The following is a 17,586-nucleotide window of genomic DNA, read 5'->3' on the forward strand; positions in this document are numbered from 1 at the left end:
TGTGGGGACATTGATGCGTTGTGGCGGTACGGGTCCCTGCCTCGGGCCACTTGCACCGCTTCTGTCGTACAGAGGCACATTCCTGACGGGCCGACATGAGCGCTCCCCGCGCCCCGTTGTCACGCAGCCGCGCCGACCGTCCCCCCGACGGCACCCGTGCGGACCCTCCCAACTCGCGCGCCCCGCGCGGTGCCCGCAGGGTGCGGAAATGTGACCCAGCAGCAACTTGCCCCGGCCCCCGCCACCGTCCCCGTCGCGGAGCCCGGAGCCGGACCACGTTCCCGCTCGGCCCGGCTCAGGGCGGCCGCCCCCCTGCTCACCGCACTCGGCCTGTTCGCCGTGGTCCGGCTCACCGGTGTCGCCGCGATGAGCTTCGCCGCCTCACTGACCGGAAAGCGCTCCACCGTCCTGCTCGGCCGGTCCTGGGACTCGGTCTGGTACCTCAGGATCGCCGCGGACGGCTACGGCCGCTCCATCCCCTACAAGCCGGGCATCATCTTCAACGACCTCGCGTTCTTCCCGCTCTACCCGGGCCTGGTCCGCGCGGTGCGGACCGTGCTCCCCCTCAGCGGCGGCGCCACCGGGATGCTCATCGCCTGGACCGCGTCCCTGGCCGCCGCGGCCGGGATCTACGCGATCGGGGTGCGCCTGCACTCCCGGCCGGCCGCCATCCTCCTCGTGCTGCTGTGGGGGCTGCTGCCGCACTCCGTGATCCTCACGATGGCGTACACCGAGCCGCTGCTCACCGCCTTCGCCGCGTGGTCCCTGTACGCGGTCCTGACCGGCCGGTGGATCTGGGCGGGCACGCTCGCCTCGCTGGCCGGGGTGTCCCGCCCCAACGGGTTCGCGGTCGCCGCCGCGGTCCTCGTCACGGCGGCGTACGAGGTGATCAGCAAGCGCGGCAGAAACGTTCCCCACAGGCTGTGGACAGGCGCGGCCATCGCCCCGCTCGGCTGGACCGGGTACGTGCTGTGGGTCGGTGTCCAGCGGGGCGATCCGCTCGGCGGCTACTTCGACGTGCAGCGGGACTGGGGTTCGCGCTTCGACTTCGGCGTCGGCGCGGTGCGCGTCGTACGGCATCTGCTGCTCAAGGGCGACCGCTTCGTCTACCCCATGACGGTCCTGATCGTCCTCGCCGCGGTGCTGCTGTTCGCGCTGCTCATCGCCGAGCGGGCGGCCCCGCTGCCACTCATCGTCTACAGCGGCGTACTCCTGCTCATCGCGCTCGGCGGCGCCGGCTTCTTCCCGTCCAAGCCGCGCTTCCTGCTGCCCGCGTTCCCGCTGCTGCTGCCGCTGGCCCTCGCGCTGGCGCGAACGGCGAAAGCCCGGCCGCGCAGCGCCCTCCTGGTGGTGGGCGCCCTGGCCGGGCTCTCACTTTCGTACGGGACGTATCTGGTCGCGTTCGCGCACAGGCCCCTGTAGGCGGTTACGGAAACCGCCTGCTCGTCGACTGCCTACTCGTCGTCGGACGGCTTCTCGTCGTCGGCGGAGTCCACGGCCTGCTCCAGGCCGAGCTGCTCGACCAGCCAGCGGTCGAACTCGATGGCGGCGCGCACCCAGCTGACCGTCGACGACACGAAGTGCTCCAGGCTGACGCCCGTACCGATGAGCATCTGCGCCTCACCGATGAGGCGGACCGTGCCGTCGTCGTGGGTGTGGCTGTAGACCTTGGGCCACAGGGTGCGGCGGTTCCAGTCGTCGATGGTCTCGAGGAGCGCCTGCTTGGTCTCGAGGTCGTGCGGGCGGTCGTAGAACGTCCGCACCGAGAAGACCTGCTGGTCGTCCTCGCCGCGGAACATGAAGTACGTGCGGAACTCCTCCCAAGGAGCCGCGAGGTCACCCTCTTCGTCGAGGACGTACTTGAGCTCCATCTGCTCCAGGAGCTGCTTGACGAGGTCCTGATCGGGGACGACGGGGCCCGCCGGTCCTGAGCCCTGCGGCTGCTCGGGCTGTCCCCCGAAGTTCGGAATCGAGGACGGGTCGATGCTCACGTGCTTGGTCCCTTCGTACGGATTCCGCCATCCTCCCCCATGCCGGGTGGGAAGTGACAACCCCCGACCGGTTGGATCGGCCGAGTTGTCGCCCCGACCCGGTCCGGCATCGGCGTCCGCCCCGCGTTACAGCGTCTTTCCGGCGGCCGGGCCCACGATCAGGCCGTCGCCGAAGGCGTCCACGCGGACCGTGTCGCCGTCGGTGACCTCGCCGGAGAGGATCTCCTTCGCGAGCCGGTCGCCGATCGCCGTCTGCACGAGGCGGCGCAGCGGCCGCGCGCCGTACGCGGGGTCGTTGCCCTCCTCCGCGAGCCAGGCCAGGGCCGCGTCGGAGACGTCCAGGGTGAGCCGACGCTCGGCGAGCCGCTTGGCGAGCCGGCCGATCTGGAGCTTCGCGATCCGCTCCAGCTCCTCCTTGTCCAGCGCGGAGAAGACGACGAGGTCGTCGAGCCGGTTGAGGAACTCCGGCTTGAAGGACGCCCGGACGACGTCCAGGACCTGCTGCTTCTTCTGCTCCTCGCTCGTCGCCGGCTCCGCCGGGCTGTGTCCGCTCAGGAACTGGCTACCGAGGTTCGAGGTGAGCACCAGGATCGTGTTGCGGAAGTCGACCGTGCGGCCCTGGCCGTCGGTGAGGCGTCCGTCGTCGAGCACCTGGAGCAGGACGTCGAAGACCTCCGGGTGCGCCTTCTCCACCTCGTCGAGCAGGACGACGCTGTACGGGCGCCTGCGCACCGCCTCGGTGAGCTGGCCGCCCTCCTCGTACCCGACGTAGCCGGGAGGAGCGCCCACGAGACGCGCCACGGAGTGCTTCTCTCCGTACTCGCTCATGTCGATGCGGATCATGGCCCGCTCGTCGTCGAACAGGAAGTCGGCGAGCGCCTTGGCCAGCTCGGTCTTGCCGACGCCGGTCGGGCCGAGGAACAGGAAGGAGCCGGTGGGCCGGTCGGGGTCGGCGATCCCGGCGCGCGTACGACGCACGGCGTCGGACACCGCGCGTACGGCCTCGCTCTGCCCGATCAGGCGCTTGCCGAGCTCGTCCTCCATCCGCAGCAGCTTCTGCGTCTCGCCCTCCAGGAGCCGCCCGGCCGGAATGCCGGTCCAGGCCGCCACCACATCCGCGATGTCGTCCGGGCCGACCTCCTCCTTGACCATCGTGTCGGCCTTGGACGCCTCCACCTCTTCCTCAGTGGCGGCCGCCAAGTCCCTTTCCAGGGTGGGGATCTCGCCGTAGAGGAGCTTGGAGGCGGTGTCGAAGTCACCGTCGCGCTGGGCGCGCTCGGCCTGGCCGCGCAGCTCGTCGAGCTTCTCCTTCAGCTCACCGACGCGGTTGAGGGACTGCTTCTCCTTCTCCCAGCGGGCGGTGAGGCCGCGCAGCTCCTCCTCCTTGTCGGCGAGGTCGCGCCGCAGCTTCTCCAGGCGCTGCTTGCCGGCCGGATCCGTCTCCTTGGAGAGCGCCAGCTCCTCCATCTTCAGCCGGTCGACGGCGCGCTGGAGCTCGTCGATCTCGACGGGCGACGAGTCGATCTCCATGCGCAGCCGGGACGCGGCCTCGTCCACGAGGTCGATGGCCTTGTCCGGCAGGAAGCGGGACGTGATGTACCGGTCGGAGAGCGACGCGGCGGCGACGAGCGCGCCGTCGGCGATCTGGACCTTGTGGTGGGCCTCGTACCGGCCCTTGAGGCCGCGCAGGATCGCGATCGAGTCCTCGACCGTCGGCTCGGCGACCAGCACCTGCTGGAAGCGGCGTTCCAGGGCCGGGTCCTTCTCGATCCGCTCGCGGTACTCGTCGAGCGTGGTCGCGCCGACCATGCGCAGCTCGCCGCGCGCGAGCATCGGCTTCAGCATGTTCCCCGCGTCCATGGACGAGTCGCCGCCCGCCCCGGCCCCGACGACCGTGTGCAGCTCGTCGATGAACGTGATGACCTGCCCATCGCTCTCCTTGATCTCGGAGAGAACGGTCTTGAGGCGCTCCTCGAACTCGCCGCGGTACTTCGCGCCGGCGACCATCGCGCCCAGGTCCAGCGAGACGAGCCGCTTGTTCTTGAGCGACTCCGGCACGTCCCCCTTCACGATCCGCTGGGCGAGCCCCTCGACGACGGCGGTCTTGCCGACACCGGGCTCACCGATCAGGACGGGGTTGTTCTTCGTACGGCGGGACAGCACCTGCACCACGCGCCGGATCTCCTGATCGCGCCCGATGACGGGGTCGAGCCTGCCCTCGCGCGCGGCGGCGGTGAAATCGGTGCCGAACTTCTCCAGGGCCTTGTACTGGCCCTCGGGGTCGGGTGTGGTCACCCGGCGCCCTCCCCTGCTCTTCTCGAAGGCGGCGAGCAGCTTCTCGGCGCTCGCCCCCTGTTCCGTCATGACGTCGGCGACCGTGCCGCCCTTCGCGGCGATCCCGATGAGCAGATGCTCGGTGGAGAGGTACTCGTCCCCGAGCTCCTCGGCGCGCTGCGCCGCGTCCGCGATGACCGCCAGCAGGTCCCGGTTGGGTCCGGGCGGCGCGACGGTCGAACCGGTCACGCTGGGCAGCGCGCCGAGGACCCGCTCGGCCCCGGACCGCACTGCGGCCTGATCGGCTTCGACGGCCGTCAGCAGATCCGTGATGTTCTCGTTCTCTTGCCGTCCTCGGCCCTCGAGAAGCGCCAGAAGCAGATGCGCGGGAGTCAGATCCGCGTGCCCTGCGGACACGGCCCGACTGGTGGCCACGTTGATCGCGTCCCGGCTCCGGTTCGTCAGCTCGGCATCCACGTGCGCACTCTCCTCCTTGCGTATACCTCTCCAGCACACTGACCCTGTCAGCATACACAAAGTTGAGTCGATTCCACTCAAGGGTACGAGCCGGATACCCCGGGGCGGGATATGTCCTGGAACGGGGATATCTTCCGGAGCATGGCCAAGCGGAACGACCCCCTGAACCCCGACCCGACCTTCCTCGGATTCTGGCGGGAGCGGCACCTGTGCACGCTGACGACCCTGCGCCCCGACGGCACCCCGCACGTGGTGCCGGTCGGCGTCACGTACGACCCGGAGGCGGGCCTCGCGCGGGTGATCGCGAACAAGTCGAGCGCGAAGGTGTCGCACGTGCTCGCGGGGTCGGGAACGGCGGAGGGCGGGGCCCGGGTCGCGGTCTGCCAGGTCGACGGCCGGCGCTGGGCGACGCTGGAGGGCCTCGCGGTGGTCCGCACGGAGCCGGACCGCGTCGAGGAGGCGGTGCGCCGGTACGCGGAACGCTACGAGCGCGTGCCCGCGCCCAACCCGGACCGGGTGGCCATCGAGATCACGCTGACACGGGCGACGGGAAACGGGTCGCCGTCGTGACGGTGGCGCAAAGCTGCAGCGGCGCCACCGTGTTCAGGTCCACGGTGACGCCGCTGCGGGGGGAAGCACCTGCGCGATCTACAACGACGGGGGAATCGCGTCAGGCACTGCGGGGGGTGGCTGAGGCAGTACGCGGAACCTCTGGTCCCGCCTCCCGATCCAGCTGGTGGTCACGCTGGTCGAGGTTGACGAAGACCATTCCGTACCTGACGGCACACCGCACGGGCTGCGGGGCGCCCCGAGGGCGGCGAAGACACCGGTAGGCCCGGATCTCCTCGTCGTCGAACTCGTCCCGCACGACGACGATCGGCTCACCGAACAGGGTGACCATCAACGAATCGCCGCGATGAGGAATCGCCGTGGCGAGGTCGATGAAATGCCACCCGGACCGGTAGGCGGTCGCCATCTCACGGCGGAATGTTCTGTCGTCGGGGGGTGTCGTCATACGTCCGCGTCCACGGGAGCGACACTCCAGGAAAGATCCGGAGGCGCGATGCTCTCTCCGGCGGACACGTGAGTGGCGGGTGTGCCACTCCAGGAGAGGTCCTGGGTGCTGAGCACACCGAAAGCCAGACCGGCGGAGAAGGCAACAGCCATCACCGAGCGAAGCATTTTCTTGCACATAGTGGGCTTCGTCCTCACTTCCATGGCTTCTCTCCCCCGACTCACTAGACGATGGCTCATTCGGCCATCCAAACACCACAGGATCGATGCATCATGTTCCTGCACGTTCAGGACCCTGGGGGGTGGATCTATGACCATGAATGACGCACAACGGACACATCCTCATGCCACGACTGAACTGTGCGACGAGGGCAGGCGGCTGTACGCCAGTGCTCTGCGTTCCGGACGCGTCGCCCGAAGCGAAGCGACCGCCGCTCCCTGCCTGATGGATTTCGCCCTTCTCCACCCAGACCCGGATGACGCCGACTGGCTGCGCCCGGTTCCTCCCGCCGCCGCCCTGGCACAGCGCCTCCACCCCATCGAACGGGAAATCCAGGAGCGGAGAAGCCTGGCGGTCGAACTGACCGAATACTTCGAGCCATTCATGGCCATCAGTGCGCAGGATCAGCCGACGACGCACGCCGTCACCGTGCTCGAGGGAATCAACAGGATCAATTCGGCCATCGAACTCGCCATCGCCGAGTGCCAGTCGGAGATCCTCACGGTCCAGCCCGGCGGCGGCCGCAGCGAGCACTCCCTGACGGAGGCGCTCGAACGGGGCGAGGCGGTCATCGCGCGCGGCATCACGATGCGCACGCTCTACCAGCACACGGCCCGGCACAGCCAGGGAACTCTCGTGTACGCCGAGCACATGGCCAAGGGGAACGTAGAGATACGCACCCTTGAGGAACTCATAGAGCGGCTGATGGTCTTCGACCGGACCGTCGCGTTCATACCGGTCCCCGGAGACCACCCGGTCGCCCTGGAACTCCGGCATCCGGGCCTCGTCGACTACATGGCCAAGGTCTTCGAGCAACTGTGGCGCCGTGGGGTCCCCCTCCTGGAGGAGACCCCCTACGCGCCCCCGACCGACGGCATCACCGGAGTCCAGCGGTCGATCGCCAAACTGCTCATCGAAGGCCACGTGGACGAGGCGATCGCCCGCCGCCTCGGCATGAACGTCCGCACCTGCCGCGCCCACATCGCCAAGCTCGCCGCCGCGCTCGGCAGCGGAAGCCGCGCGCAACTCGGCTTTCTGATAGCGCAGTCGGGAATCCTCGACCAGGATCACTGAATGCCGAAGGAGGAGAGCCACACGTGACCGCCGAGGTCCATCCCCATGGAGTCGAGGAGCTGTGCGCGGCCGGCTCCCAGCTGTACGCGCGCGCTCTGCGGGAAGGCCGTATCCACCGCGAGGACGCCGACCCCACGCCCTGCCTTCTCGAATTCGGCCTCCTGCACACCGCCGCCGACGACATCCAGTGGCTCACACCCGTCGCGCCGGCCGTTGCCCTGCCCGGTCTCCTGCGCACCATAGAAGACGAGATCGCCCAGCAGCGCCGCCGCGAAGCCCGCCTGGCAGAGACGTTCGCGCCGCTGATGGCCCTCGACGCACAGCGCGCCGCCGTCCCCCACGCCCCCATGCTCACGGTGCTGCTCGGCTTCCAGCGCATCAACGACGCCATCGGCGAAGCCATGGCGGAGTCCGCGGCGGAGCTGCTCACCATCCAGCCCGGCGGGAACCGCCCCCCGACGCTCCTGGCGGCGGCCCTGCCGCGCGAACAGGAAATGCTGGCCCGCGGCTGCCGTATGCGCACCCTCTACCAGCACACGTCCCGTCACTCGCCCGCGGTGCTCGCCCACTACGAGCAGTTGGAGGGCGACGTCGAGGTCCGCACCCTGGACGAGGTCACCGAACGGCTCATCCTGCTCGACAGGAGCGTCGCGTTCATCCCGGCGAACCCCGACCGCACGGTCGCCCTGGAGATCCGGCACCCCGCCCTGATCGCGTACCTGGTCACGACCTTCGAACGGCTGTGGCGCCTGGCCACCCCCATGTTCCCCGACACGGGCCGGGGAACCCCGGTCACGAGCGGTGTCCCCACCCGTCAGCGGACCATAGCCGGGCTGCTGATCGAGGGTCACAACGACGCCGTCATCGCCGAACGCCTGGGCATGAACATCCGCACCGTCCGCGTCCACATCGCCAAGCTCGCCAGCACGCTCGGCAGCGACAGCCGCGCCCAGCTGGGCTATCTCATCGGCCAGTCCGGAATGCTGGAACACGACCGCTGACCTCAGGTCCGGGACTGCGGGTCGAGGCCCGCGACGGTACGAAGAACCGCGGCCCGGGGCCGAGTTCACGATCTCCCGCGGCTGAGCGGACACGGCGCCCCGCACCAAGGGGAGGGGCGCCGTGCGATCCGCCGGCCTACTTCAGCCCGATCCGCCCGCAGTCCGCCGCGTACTTCGTCGTGCAGATGTCCCCGACCTTGTAGATCCCGTCCTTGACCACCGTCGACTTGATGTTGCTCTTCGTCATCGGGACGACCTGGACCAGGAGTGACGGCACGCTGGGGGTCGTGGGGCTGTCGACGCGGTCCTTCGCGAGCGCGTTGAACTCGATGTCGCGCTGCTGCGCGATGAGGACGGCCATCTGCGCGGCCGTGGACGCCTCTTCCGGGTACGGCTTGTAGACCGTCATGTACTGATCGCCCGTCACGATGCGTTGCACAGCGGAGAGTTCGGCGTCCTGACCGGTCACCGGCGGGAGACCGGTGACACCGGCGGCCTTGAGTGCGGTGATGACGCCGCCCGCCATGCCGTCGTTCGCGGAGTAGACACCGGCGATGTTCTGCGCGCCGACGGCCTGGATGGCGGCCGCCATGTTGGCCCGCGCGTTCTCCGGCTTCCAGTCCTTGGTGTCGTACGACTTCGAGATCGTCACCTGGTCCTTGAGCTCGGCCAGGGCGCCGTCCTTGTAGAGCGCGGCGTTCGGGTCGGTGACCGAGCCGTTCATCATGACGATCCGGCTGTTCTTGGACGCCTTGCTGCCCAGCGCCTTGAGGAGCGCCATGCCCTGCACGTGGCCGACCTGGTCGCTGTCGAACGACACATAGCCGTCGACGGGACCCTCGGCCAGGCGGTCGTAGGCGATGACGGGGATGCCCGCGTCCTTGGCCTTCTTGACCGATCCCGCGATGGACTTGGAGTCGACCGCGTCCAGGATGAGTACGTCGACCCGGTCGGCGATCATCTGGTCGACCTGTCTCTCCTGTCGCTTCGCGTTCTGTTCCGCGTTGGCGTAGAGGACCCGGCCCTTGCCGCTGGTGAGGCCCTCGACTTCCTTCTTGATGTGCGGATAGTCGAACTTCTCGTAGCGGGCGGTCTCCTTCTCCGGCAGGAGGACACCGATCTTCAGGTCCTGGTTCTGCCGGGCGGACGCCTTGCCCGCGGAGTCGCTCTCCGGCTCGAGCCAGCTGCTCCCGCACCCGGTGAGAGCCACTGCCATGGCGGACGCGACGCCGACAACGACGGCGCGCTTCGTACGCGGATTCACTTTCCATACCTCCCTGAAGTGACCGCGTCGTTGCGGCCGAGGTGGCTGGAAGCCAACTCCGCCCAACACACAGCGTCAAGAGGTGAATCCCTACCGAGACGAAAACGGGTCGGCGCGTTCCAGTGATGAATTCAGCCGTACTGCGGGTAACCCCAGACGCCGCACAGGTCACAGCGCTTCTACCGCGTCACGTCCACCGTCACCGTGAGCAAACTCACGGGTTGAACACATACCCTCCGCGCCCCGCACCGGCCTCCTCCCCAGCACCTTCACGACGCCCGTGCCTGTCTCCGGCGGCTCGTCCGAGCCGGGCGGATCCCCTTTACGCACTCCGACCCCACCGGCACACTGACCACGCATCAACCCGTCAGCCGTCCGGTGCCCCCCTCCCCGGGCCGACGGGCTCCTCCTGCCGGTCCCGAGGAAGACAGGAGCACCATGAGACGCTCCACCCTGCTCACGCGCGCCCTGGGTACCGGGGCGCTGGCCGCCGCTGCGACCTCTCTGGCTCTGGTCTACGTACCGGTCACCCCGTCGGCCCCACGTCTCGACGTCGTCGGGGCACTGGTCGCGAGCGCCGTACTCACGGCCGCATGGGCGCTGGCGTGCCCCACCGCGCCCCGCCTGACGGCCCCGGCCACGTCCCCACCCGCCGAGCCCCCGCCCCTGCCGGCCCGACTCCCGTCGCCTCCCCGTGACTTCGGGCGGGCGACGGGCACCGTACTGATCGCCCTCACCCCCTGCACCCTGGCCTGGCTCGCCATGAGGGGTGGCACGTTCATCGGCACCTTCCTCTTCTTCCTCACCCTGTTCGCCACGCTGAAGTTCGCCACGGTCCTGCGCCGCTCGGCGTCGCCGAAAGTCTTCCGGGACAGGGTGCGCGTGCTGATCGAGGACGCCGCCGCGGGCGAGGTGCACGCGGTGCGTGTACGCGTCGGGCGACCTCTGCTCCTGCGCTACAGCGAGCGCGGCGACCGCCCGGGCCAGATCTCCGTCACACAGGAGCACAGTCTCCTCCTCCACGACGCAGGCGGCGACGAGATCCCGCTCTCGACGACGGAGGTCAGCGAACTCGCCCGCGCGGGAGAGCTGTTGAGCGGTGCCCAGGGCTGGCTGATGTGGTCACGCCGCTACAAGCTGATCGAGAGCATGCAGCCGGTGGCATTCGTGGCCGACCACGACGGCACCACGATCCTGGGCCTGACGAACCCCGCCGAAGTCACCTACCGCACCGCCACCCACAGCGCCCGCGATCCCCGCCCCACCACCCGCGACCGCAGGGCCCGCCCCCTGCGCCGCAACGCCAAGTTCCGCCTGCCGGTCCACGGCCCCATCGCCGCCGGCGCCCTCCTCGCGGCCCTCCTCTGCCTGCCCGTCCTCCTCCTCGGCACCGACGGCCTGCCGGCCCTGCTCACCTGGCTGTTGTGCGGCCTGGCGGCGGCCACCTTCGTGTACGGGGTGCTGCGCGGGGTCGGCGCGAACCTGGACTCCGTGGTCAAGGACACCCGGTGGACGGTGCGGGACGAGCAGGATCCGTCGATCACGTGACGTGGCATGGCATGACGTGATGGCGGCACGGTCAGGTGCGGCGTCGGGCGGCAGCCGGGGCAGGCAGCAGTCCGGTTCCTCCTCCGGTTCCGGCGGCTCCGACGGCGGGGTCGGTGGCGGGGCGGGAGGCGGGGGCGGAGGGTCCTGGTGACTGCCGGGCCGTCGGCGGTCGCACGCTTCGGGTTGTTGTGCCTGCCGTGAGCGTGGAGGTCGCAACAGGCGTATGAGGAGGGATCACCGTGTACGAGGACGCAACACCGGCACCACCATGGCGCCGCAAGAACCGCCTGCTGAAACAGCGGCCCGTGTGGACGGCCCTCACGGAAGCCGACCGGCACCTGCGCCTCACGGACACCCCCGTGGGCGGCTGGCTCACCGAGCGGTACGCCGTGCGCGCCGATCTCGACCGGCTCAGGGCGTACGACCTGGCCACCGGCATCGTCCGCTGGACCAGACCGCTGCCGGCACCGCACACGCTCGACACCGTGTCCCCCGACGTGGACAACGACACCGTGCTCCTCCTCCACTTCGACGACTCGAGCTGGTCCACCGACGGCCGTATCACCGCCGTCGATCTCACCAACGGCAGACAACAGTGGTCCCGCCCGGTCGACCCCGACGTCACCGTGCACCGCAGCTACGGGAGACCGAACACGGCACTGAGCGCGCGCACGGGCGGCGCCCACGCCGACGACCGACACCTCCTCCGCTTCGCACCCGACACAGGCACCACGCAGTGGCGCCGCCCCGCACCCTCCAAGGCAGCGCTGCTGAGCACCTGGGTCGTCAGCCTCGAACCGTTGGTCGTGATCGTGGAGAGCCCCGGCCCGCGCGTCCATCAGGAGATTCGCGTCCACGACGGCACCGGAGAACTGACCTCCCGCTTCCGGCTCCCCGCCCCGTACACCGAGCTCAACCCTCCCGCCCTGGTACTCAACGGGCTCCTCATCGCCGAGATGCGCCGCCCCGAACGGTCCGAGCACACCAAGCGGCTCGTAGCTGTCGACCTGTCCACCGGCAAGCCCCGCTGGGAGTGGCGCGCCGGTTACGACGTCGTACGGGATCTGACAGCGCACCGCGGCCGGCTCCTGGTCCTGCACGCCGCAGGCCACCGCGTCGCCGCTCTCGACCCGGCAACGGGAAACACGGTCATGCGCCGCTTCCTGTGGGGCGACGGCGGCCGTCTGCTGCGGGCCGCCGACGCCCACTTCGCCGTGTTCAACAACGCGGACGCCCGGCGCCCGTTGCGGCTCTTCCGCTGGCGATGAACGCCGAGCAGTCGGGCGAGGAAGAGTTCGGCGATTTCACGGTTCACGTCACTTAGCGTGGCCGCGCCCGCTGCGCAGCTTTTGTCCAGGGCTGTACGGGCTGTCCAAGACGCTTTATGGGTACGGCCGTTGGCGGAACATGGCGGGGAGTTCGGCGGACTGGAGATGCGCGCGGATGACTGAGGCGACGGGCAGTGACGGCTGGGAGATCGAACCAGGTGATGAGCAGGGCGCGGCGGTGGTGGCGCTCGTGGGCCGACTACTGAGGGCCCGCCGGGAGGCGGCGGGACTCAAGGCACCTGAGCTGGGTTCGGCCATGGGCTACGGCGAAGGGATCATCTACAAGGTCGAGGCCGGCGCACGGATTCCCCGGCCTGAGTTCCTCGACAAGGCGGACGAGGTACTGAAGACCGGCGGGCTCTTCAGGGACATGAAGCCGGCTGTGGCGGAGATCCGGTATCCGAAGAAGGTGCGGGACATCGCACAGATGGAGGCGAAGGCCGTTGAACTGACGGCGTACTGGACCCACAGACTGCACGGTCTGCTCCAGACCCCGGAGTACGCGCAGGCCCTCTTCTCCATGCGCCGCCCCACTCTGCCGTCGGAGCAGATGGAGCGCGCCATGGCCGGACGCACGGCCCGTAAGTCGATCTTCGAGCGCGATCCGGCGCCCGACCTCAGCTTCATCCAGGAAGAGGTGACGCTACGACGGCCGATCGGAGGGAAGATGGTGTTGCGGCGTCAGCTCGAACACCTGCTGGAACTCGGTCAGTTGCGTACCGTCGAAATCCAGGTGATGCCGACGGACCGCTCGGACCACGCCGGAATGAGTGGAGACATGGAGGTGCTGAAGTTCAGGGAGGGGACGGCGATCGGGCGCTGTGACGGCCTCTATTCCGGACGGCCCGTCTCCGACCCCAAGCAGCTCCGTAGCGTCGAACTGAGGTGTGGCATCATCCGGGCTCAGGCTCTCTCGCCAGGGGAGTCACTGGCCTTCATCGAGCAAGTGCTGGGAGAACTATGATCCGCGAGACCACCGCCGGGGACCCTTCCGAACTGGCCTGGTTCAAGAGCAGCTACAGCAGCGGCGGCGACGAGCCCGACTGCGTAGAGGTCGCCCACACCCCCGGCACCGTCCACGTCCGCGACTCCAAGAACGCCGCCGGCCCCCGGTTCACCGTGACCGGCACCGCCTGGGCGGACTTCCTCACCTACGCCCAGGAACGCTGAAGCCGCCGCTCACCACCCGCGTACAACCCCGGGGCCCCCTCGCATGTCTTGATCGTCATGACATCCGCCAGACCCATCGCAGCCGCGGCCGTGATAGCAGCCACCGCGGGCGGGCTGCTCTGCGCCGTCGCCCCGGCTGCCGACGCCGCAGAGGTCAGTTGCACCTCGCCTGTCTTCAAGCGGGAGTTCTTCGCGAACACCAGCTTCTCCGGTACGCCGAAGAGGACGGACTGCGACTCGAAGATCGACCAGGACTGGGGCACCGGCGCTCCCGCTTCCGGCCTGCCCACGAACTACTTCGGCGTGCGATGGAGCGTGACCCGCGACTTCGGCTCGGGCGGCCCCTTCGCCCTGCCCGTCGAGACCCGGGACGGCGTCCGCGTCTATCTCGACGGCGTGCGCAAGGTCGACATCTGGAAGAACGTGTCGACGACGCAGTCCAAGACGGTCAATGTCACGATCCCCGCCGGGAAGCACACCCTGCGGGTCGACTTCGTGAACTGGACGGGCTCCGCCAACGTCAAGTTCGCCTACACGCCCCGCACCTCGGCATCCGTCGACAGTACGGCTCCGCGCACGCCGACCGGGACGAAAGTCTCGTACAGCACCGACACCAGGATAACGGCGGTGAGTTGGGGCAAGAACGTGGAGATGGATCTGGGCGGGTATCGCGTGTACCGACGGCCTGACGCCTCCACCACCTGGACGAACATCAGCGGCGACCTCTCCGCCACCAGCACCGCCTACAGCGACACCCCACCCGCCGACGGCACGAAGTTCTTCTACCGCGTCCGGGCCGTCGACAAGGCGGCCAACCGCTCCGCCGCCACCACCGAGCAGGGCATCACCACCGTGGACAAGCTCGCGCCGGGCGCCCCCGGCGGCCTGAAGGCCACGCGGATCGAGGGCGGCGCCGTCAGGGTGGACTGGCAGACGGCCACCGGCGCCTCCGCCTACCAGGTCCTCCGCTCGGCCACCGCGGGCGGGACGTACACCGCCGTGTCCGACTGGCTGACCGACCCGTCCTTCCGCGACACGCCCTCCTTCGCGACCACACACCGCTGGTACTACCGGGTCGTCGCGCGCGACGCCGCGGGCAATGTCTCCGGCCCGTCCAGCACCGCCGACACGGGCGCTCCCGACAGCACCCCGCCCGGTCAGGTGCAGGGCATCACCGCGGACGCCACCACGGCGGGCAACAGCGTCAGCTGGCAGGCCGGCACGGACGACACCGCGCACTACGAGGTATGGGTGACGACACCGGAGGGCCCCGACCCCGCCGGACCTCGAATCGTCCTCGGCACCTCGTACCTGGACGCTACGGCGGCAGTCGGCGTCCGCACCGAGTACCGCGTGTACGCGGTCGACACCGACGGGAACATCTCCCCGGCCTCGGAGGCGGCGACGGCCGTGCGCCCGGCGGCCTCCGCGCTGGCCGCGCCCGGCAACCCGACCGCGCTCCCGCTGGACGGCGCGACCCGACTGTCCTGGCCGTCGGCCGACAGCATTGAATACCGCGTGTACCGCCGCACGGACCCGAACGGAGCCTGGACCCTGCTGACCCCACGGCCGGTCACCGCCCTGGTCTTCGACGACACGACGGCCCCGGCGGGCGACTCCTGGTACTACGTGACCACCGTCGACCGAGACGGCCTCGACTCGGCTCCTTCGAACACCGTCACCCTGCAGCGCCGGACCCCGGCCACCCCGGACGCGCCCGCTGCTCCGACCCTCACTCTGTCCGCGCCGTTCACGGAGTGCACCGCGAACGACTGCGCCGGGCACGGCTACGGACAGGACGTCACCGTCACGGCGACACCCGCGGCGCAGCCGGGCCATGTGGCGGGCGGCTACCGATGGGTGGTCAGCGGTCCGGGCGGGTTCGTGAAGAACACCACCGATCCCACACTGACGTGGCGTCCGACCGGCACCGGCGTCTACACGGTGCAGGCCGAGACGAGTGACGCGTACGGGCGCTACGGACCGTCCGCGACCATCACCTTCAAGGTCGGCTGAGAGCCGCGGCACGACGGGGCCCCGGAAGTCGACACCTCCGGGGCCCCTCGCGATACCCGGGTCAGGGCCAGAGCCAAGACCCGGGCCAGGCTCACGTTCTCGGCCGGCGCTGAACTATCGCCTCCTCTAGAACGCGGCGATGGCGATCCCGAAAAAGACCACCGGATACAGCGCTGTGAGCAGACTGATGGGCAGGCCGATCAGCACGTACACGAGGAAGAGGAGCGACTTGGCGACGATGCCTCGCCGGGCATTCACGCGATCCTTGTCGAGAGGGTCGTAGGTCACTTCGATCCGGTCCGGATCCCGCGCGACGATCCTGCCCCCGCCGCGGTACTCGTGCCGGGTTCCCCCGACCTCCTCGAAGGCGTACACCTTGGTGGACGAGAGAACGCCATCGCTGTCGCGGTCGAAGTCGGTCCGGTCGTACGTCGCCTCCACGGTGATCCCGCGCCGGCGCAGCACCCACCAGTCCCTGGTCGCGTTCCACACCCCGACCGTGATCGCGTATCCGGTGAGGAACGGCGTGTAGGACACCACCCACCCGAGGACGAGCCCGCCCTCACCCGTGGCAGACGTCAGGCAGAGCCCCAGCACGAACAACCCGCCGAGGGCCCACCAGAGGCCCCGCCCCTCGCCCGGCGGCCGTCGCCCGCGCGGCGGCCTCGGCTCGTACGACACCGCCGCACGGCCACTGCGCCGGGGCTGGGCCGCATCCCGTACCGGTAGCGCCGAGTTGACCGCGTCGGCGAACGCCTTGGCGGCCGTGCGACTGGAGGGACGCAGGCGGTACGTGACGGGGTCGGTCTCGTCGGGGGCGGCGGTGAGGACGATCTCGATACCGCGCCGCCCGTCCGCCCCGCGCGGCCGGACCGTCTCGATCGCGGTCAACGGAATGCGCAGGCTCAGCCCGGTCCCGAACCGGTCAAGGACGACGGCGCCCCGCCGCAGGCGCGCGGTCGTGAGGCGGCTGCGCAACACCTGTTCGGCCACGCCCGGAGCGTAGGGCATGGGCATGACGCGCCGGAAGGGGACGCCGGGCGCCTACGGCCGGTCCCGCCCCCGCGGTCTGAACCGGTGCGGCATCAGCTCCCGGACCTCCGCTTCGGCCGCGCCGACGATGGGCAGCGGGTGATCGTCGTCGTCGGGGGCGCGGTCGTGCTCGCCTTCGCCCCGGGCGCGTTCGCGCTCCGCAAGGCGTAAGCGCCGATCGCTCACCGGGGGAGCAGGCCGAGCCTCGCCGTTCTCCCCGGAGACCGACCGCTCATGCTCCTGCCAGCCGAGGCGGAACCAGTCGAGCCGCTCGCGCTCGACCTCCTCGGCGGTGACTATTCGGACCGCATCCGGACCCAACTCGGCTATCTTCCTGCCGAGTTCGGCGACCAGCTCCCCGGTCAGATGTCTCTCCTCGTCCCGCCGGGGAAGCGGTTCGACCGCATCCTCGGTGTGGCCACGCGCGGAGGAATCCCGCCCCGCGCCGGGCTCATCGCCACGCATACGACCTGGTTCTCCTTCCCCCGCGGGACTGACTGCTGACCGCCCTTTCAGCCACCTTCGGGCAGGAACTGCTTCGCCACCCGGACGAAGGTCTCCCGCAGCTCAGGCGGTACCCCCATCCTCCGGGCCGCCTCCTCAGGTGACAGACGCGGCCCGTCGGCCTCCGTATTCCCTTGCGTCGCACCGCCAACCGGCAGGTCCGCCTCGCTCAGGCGCCCGGACCGGATCAGCATGTCGCGCAGCGGCACGCCCAGCGCGGCCGCGAGCCGCCGCATCGTCTCCAGGTCCGGCATGCTCTGCCGGTGCAACAGCCTGCTGACGGCGGCCCGATGGACACCCGCGTCATCCGCGAGCCTCGACCTGCCGCCGCCGCGCGGGCTGTCGATCGTGTAGCCGCGCTCGCGCATCAGGCCTTCGATCCAGGACGCGAACGCCTCAAGACCTGACGGCCCGCCACCGCGCCCAGCGTCCTCCTCGATGTGGGCTCGGGCCCACGAGCCACCGCTCATGATGCTGATCTCCCCTCGTCGCGGCCACAGCGTACCGAGCGCGCACGCATCAAAGGTGCGCGCGTACGCACACGGCGGGGAAATCTGAACAACTCGCAGGTGGCGTCGCCTGGTTGGAGTCTCTGGGCACCACTCCTCTCTCGCCTCTCACCCACTCACTTACTTGCGGACGCGCACGCAACGTGTCACTCTCGTCACGCGTT

The 17,586-nt window shown here is 69.7% G+C and carries 16 protein-coding genes; 9 read left to right on the plus strand and 7 right to left on the minus strand.

What is annotated here, in order from left to right; all coding sequences use genetic code 11:
* Positions 1-210: 210 nt before the first annotated feature.
* Complete coding sequence (locus ACWIGU_RS09330; protein WP_454399040.1) at positions 211-1,422, plus strand: mannosyltransferase family protein; 1,212 nt, start codon at positions 211-213, stop codon at positions 1,420-1,422.
* A gap of 32 nt (positions 1,423-1,454) precedes the next feature.
* On the opposite strand, the gene ACWIGU_RS09335 is transcribed toward ACWIGU_RS09330, so the two are convergent.
* Positions 1,455-1,991, minus strand: coding sequence for a YbjN domain-containing protein (locus ACWIGU_RS09335; RefSeq protein ID WP_454399042.1), 537 nt, complete (start codon positions 1,989-1,991; stop codon positions 1,455-1,457).
* A 126-nt stretch (positions 1,992-2,117) separates the two neighbouring features.
* Positions 2,118-4,742: an ATP-dependent chaperone ClpB gene (gene clpB / locus ACWIGU_RS09340; protein WP_454399044.1), complete on the minus strand. Its 2,625-nt coding sequence runs from the start codon at positions 4,740-4,742 to the stop codon at positions 2,118-2,120.
* Positions 4,743-4,883: 141 nt separating this feature from the next.
* On the opposite strand from clpB, the gene ACWIGU_RS09345 reads away from it, so the two are divergent.
* On the plus strand, positions 4,884-5,312 hold the full coding sequence (locus ACWIGU_RS09345; protein ID WP_356276624.1) for a pyridoxamine 5'-phosphate oxidase family protein: 429 nt from the start codon (positions 4,884-4,886) through the stop codon (positions 5,310-5,312).
* A gap of 100 nt (positions 5,313-5,412) precedes the next feature.
* Here the strand turns inward: ACWIGU_RS09345 and ACWIGU_RS09350 are convergent, their stop codons facing one another.
* On the minus strand, positions 5,413-5,757 hold the full coding sequence (locus tag ACWIGU_RS09350) for a Rieske (2Fe-2S) protein (protein WP_100596421.1): 345 nt from the start codon (positions 5,755-5,757) through the stop codon (positions 5,413-5,415).
* Positions 5,758-6,066: 309 nt separating this feature from the next.
* Between ACWIGU_RS09350 and ACWIGU_RS09355 the strand changes: the two genes are divergently transcribed.
* Positions 6,067-7,050, plus strand: coding sequence for a helix-turn-helix transcriptional regulator (locus ACWIGU_RS09355; RefSeq protein ID WP_454399047.1), 984 nt, complete (start codon positions 6,067-6,069; stop codon positions 7,048-7,050).
* Between the two features lie 23 nt (positions 7,051-7,073).
* Positions 7,074-8,051 carry a LuxR C-terminal-related transcriptional regulator gene (locus ACWIGU_RS09360; protein WP_454399049.1) on the plus strand — a complete coding sequence of 326 codons (978 nt, stop codon included), beginning with the start codon at positions 7,074-7,076 and terminating at the stop codon, positions 8,049-8,051.
* A gap of 136 nt (positions 8,052-8,187) precedes the next feature.
* On the opposite strand, the gene ACWIGU_RS09365 is transcribed toward ACWIGU_RS09360, so the two are convergent.
* The gene (locus ACWIGU_RS09365) at positions 8,188-9,315 is read right to left on the minus strand and encodes a sugar ABC transporter substrate-binding protein (protein WP_454399051.1); all 1,128 of its coding nucleotides are present in this window, start codon (positions 9,313-9,315) and stop codon (positions 8,188-8,190) included.
* A 438-nt stretch (positions 9,316-9,753) separates the two neighbouring features.
* On the opposite strand from ACWIGU_RS09365, the gene ACWIGU_RS09370 reads away from it, so the two are divergent.
* From ACWIGU_RS09370 to ACWIGU_RS09390, 5 genes are all read left to right on the plus strand, one after another.
* Positions 9,754-10,863: a hypothetical protein gene (locus ACWIGU_RS09370; RefSeq protein ID WP_454399053.1), complete on the plus strand. Its 1,110-nt coding sequence runs from the start codon at positions 9,754-9,756 to the stop codon at positions 10,861-10,863.
* 239 nt (positions 10,864-11,102) lie between these two features.
* Positions 11,103-12,131 (plus strand): outer membrane protein assembly factor BamB family protein, encoded by a 1,029-nt coding sequence (locus tag ACWIGU_RS09375; protein WP_454399055.1) that lies wholly within the window; start codon positions 11,103-11,105, stop codon positions 12,129-12,131.
* 175 nt (positions 12,132-12,306) lie between these two features.
* On the plus strand, positions 12,307-13,155 hold the full coding sequence (locus tag ACWIGU_RS09380) for a helix-turn-helix domain-containing protein (RefSeq protein ID WP_454399056.1): 849 nt from the start codon (positions 12,307-12,309) through the stop codon (positions 13,153-13,155).
* Positions 13,152-13,361, plus strand: a complete 210-nt coding sequence (locus tag ACWIGU_RS09385) for a DUF397 domain-containing protein (protein WP_454399058.1) — start codon at positions 13,152-13,154, stop codon at positions 13,359-13,361. The genes ACWIGU_RS09380 and ACWIGU_RS09385 overlap by 4 nt, the downstream gene beginning before the upstream one ends.
* 57 nt (positions 13,362-13,418) lie before the next feature.
* Positions 13,419-15,377, plus strand: a complete 1,959-nt coding sequence (locus ACWIGU_RS09390) for a PA14 domain-containing protein (RefSeq protein WP_454399060.1) — start codon at positions 13,419-13,421, stop codon at positions 15,375-15,377.
* 126 nt (positions 15,378-15,503) lie between these two features.
* On the opposite strand, the gene ACWIGU_RS09395 is transcribed toward ACWIGU_RS09390, so the two are convergent.
* Genes ACWIGU_RS09395 through ACWIGU_RS09405 form a run of 3 tightly spaced genes read right to left on the minus strand, consistent with a single transcriptional unit; the run spans position 15,504 to position 17,281 of the window.
* A complete protein-coding gene (locus tag ACWIGU_RS09395) occupies positions 15,504-16,370 on the minus strand; it encodes a hypothetical protein (protein ID WP_454399062.1) in 867 nt (288 codons plus the stop codon).
* A gap of 51 nt (positions 16,371-16,421) precedes the next feature.
* On the minus strand, positions 16,422-16,874 hold the full coding sequence (locus tag ACWIGU_RS09400; RefSeq protein WP_454399064.1) for a hypothetical protein: 453 nt from the start codon (positions 16,872-16,874) through the stop codon (positions 16,422-16,424).
* A gap of 47 nt (positions 16,875-16,921) precedes the next feature.
* Entirely contained in the window at positions 16,922-17,281 is a 360-nt protein-coding gene (locus ACWIGU_RS09405; RefSeq protein WP_454399660.1) for a helix-turn-helix domain-containing protein, read from the minus strand.
* Positions 17,282-17,586 lie beyond the last annotated feature (305 nt).

This window comes from Streptomyces sp. NPDC055400 (assembly GCF_053644375.1).

What these genes read in the sequence shown, in the direction of transcription:
- ACWIGU_RS09345 (WP_356276624.1), top strand. Translation starts at nt 4,884, where the DNA reads ATGGCCAAGCGGAACGACCCCCTGAACCCCGACCCGACCTTCCTCGGA.
- ACWIGU_RS09380 (WP_454399056.1), top strand. Translation starts at nt 12,307, where the DNA reads ATGACTGAGGCGACGGGCAGTGACGGCTGGGAGATCGAACCAGGTGAT.
- ACWIGU_RS09355 (WP_454399047.1), top strand. Translation starts at nt 6,067, where the DNA reads ATGACCATGAATGACGCACAACGGACACATCCTCATGCCACGACTGAA.
- ACWIGU_RS09405 (WP_454399660.1), bottom strand. Translation starts at nt 17,281, where the DNA reads ATGCGCGAGCGCGGCTACACGATCGACAGCCCGCGCGGCGGCGGCAGG.
- ACWIGU_RS09385 (WP_454399058.1), top strand. Translation starts at nt 13,152, where the DNA reads ATGATCCGCGAGACCACCGCCGGGGACCCTTCCGAACTGGCCTGGTTC.
- ACWIGU_RS09390 (WP_454399060.1), top strand. Translation starts at nt 13,419, where the DNA reads ATGACATCCGCCAGACCCATCGCAGCCGCGGCCGTGATAGCAGCCACC.
- ACWIGU_RS09400 (WP_454399064.1), bottom strand. Translation starts at nt 16,874, where the DNA reads ATGCGTGGCGATGAGCCCGGCGCGGGGCGGGATTCCTCCGCGCGTGGC.
- ACWIGU_RS09350 (WP_100596421.1), bottom strand. Translation starts at nt 5,757, where the DNA reads ATGACGACACCCCCCGACGACAGAACATTCCGCCGTGAGATGGCGACC.
- ACWIGU_RS09370 (WP_454399053.1), top strand. Translation starts at nt 9,754, where the DNA reads ATGAGACGCTCCACCCTGCTCACGCGCGCCCTGGGTACCGGGGCGCTG.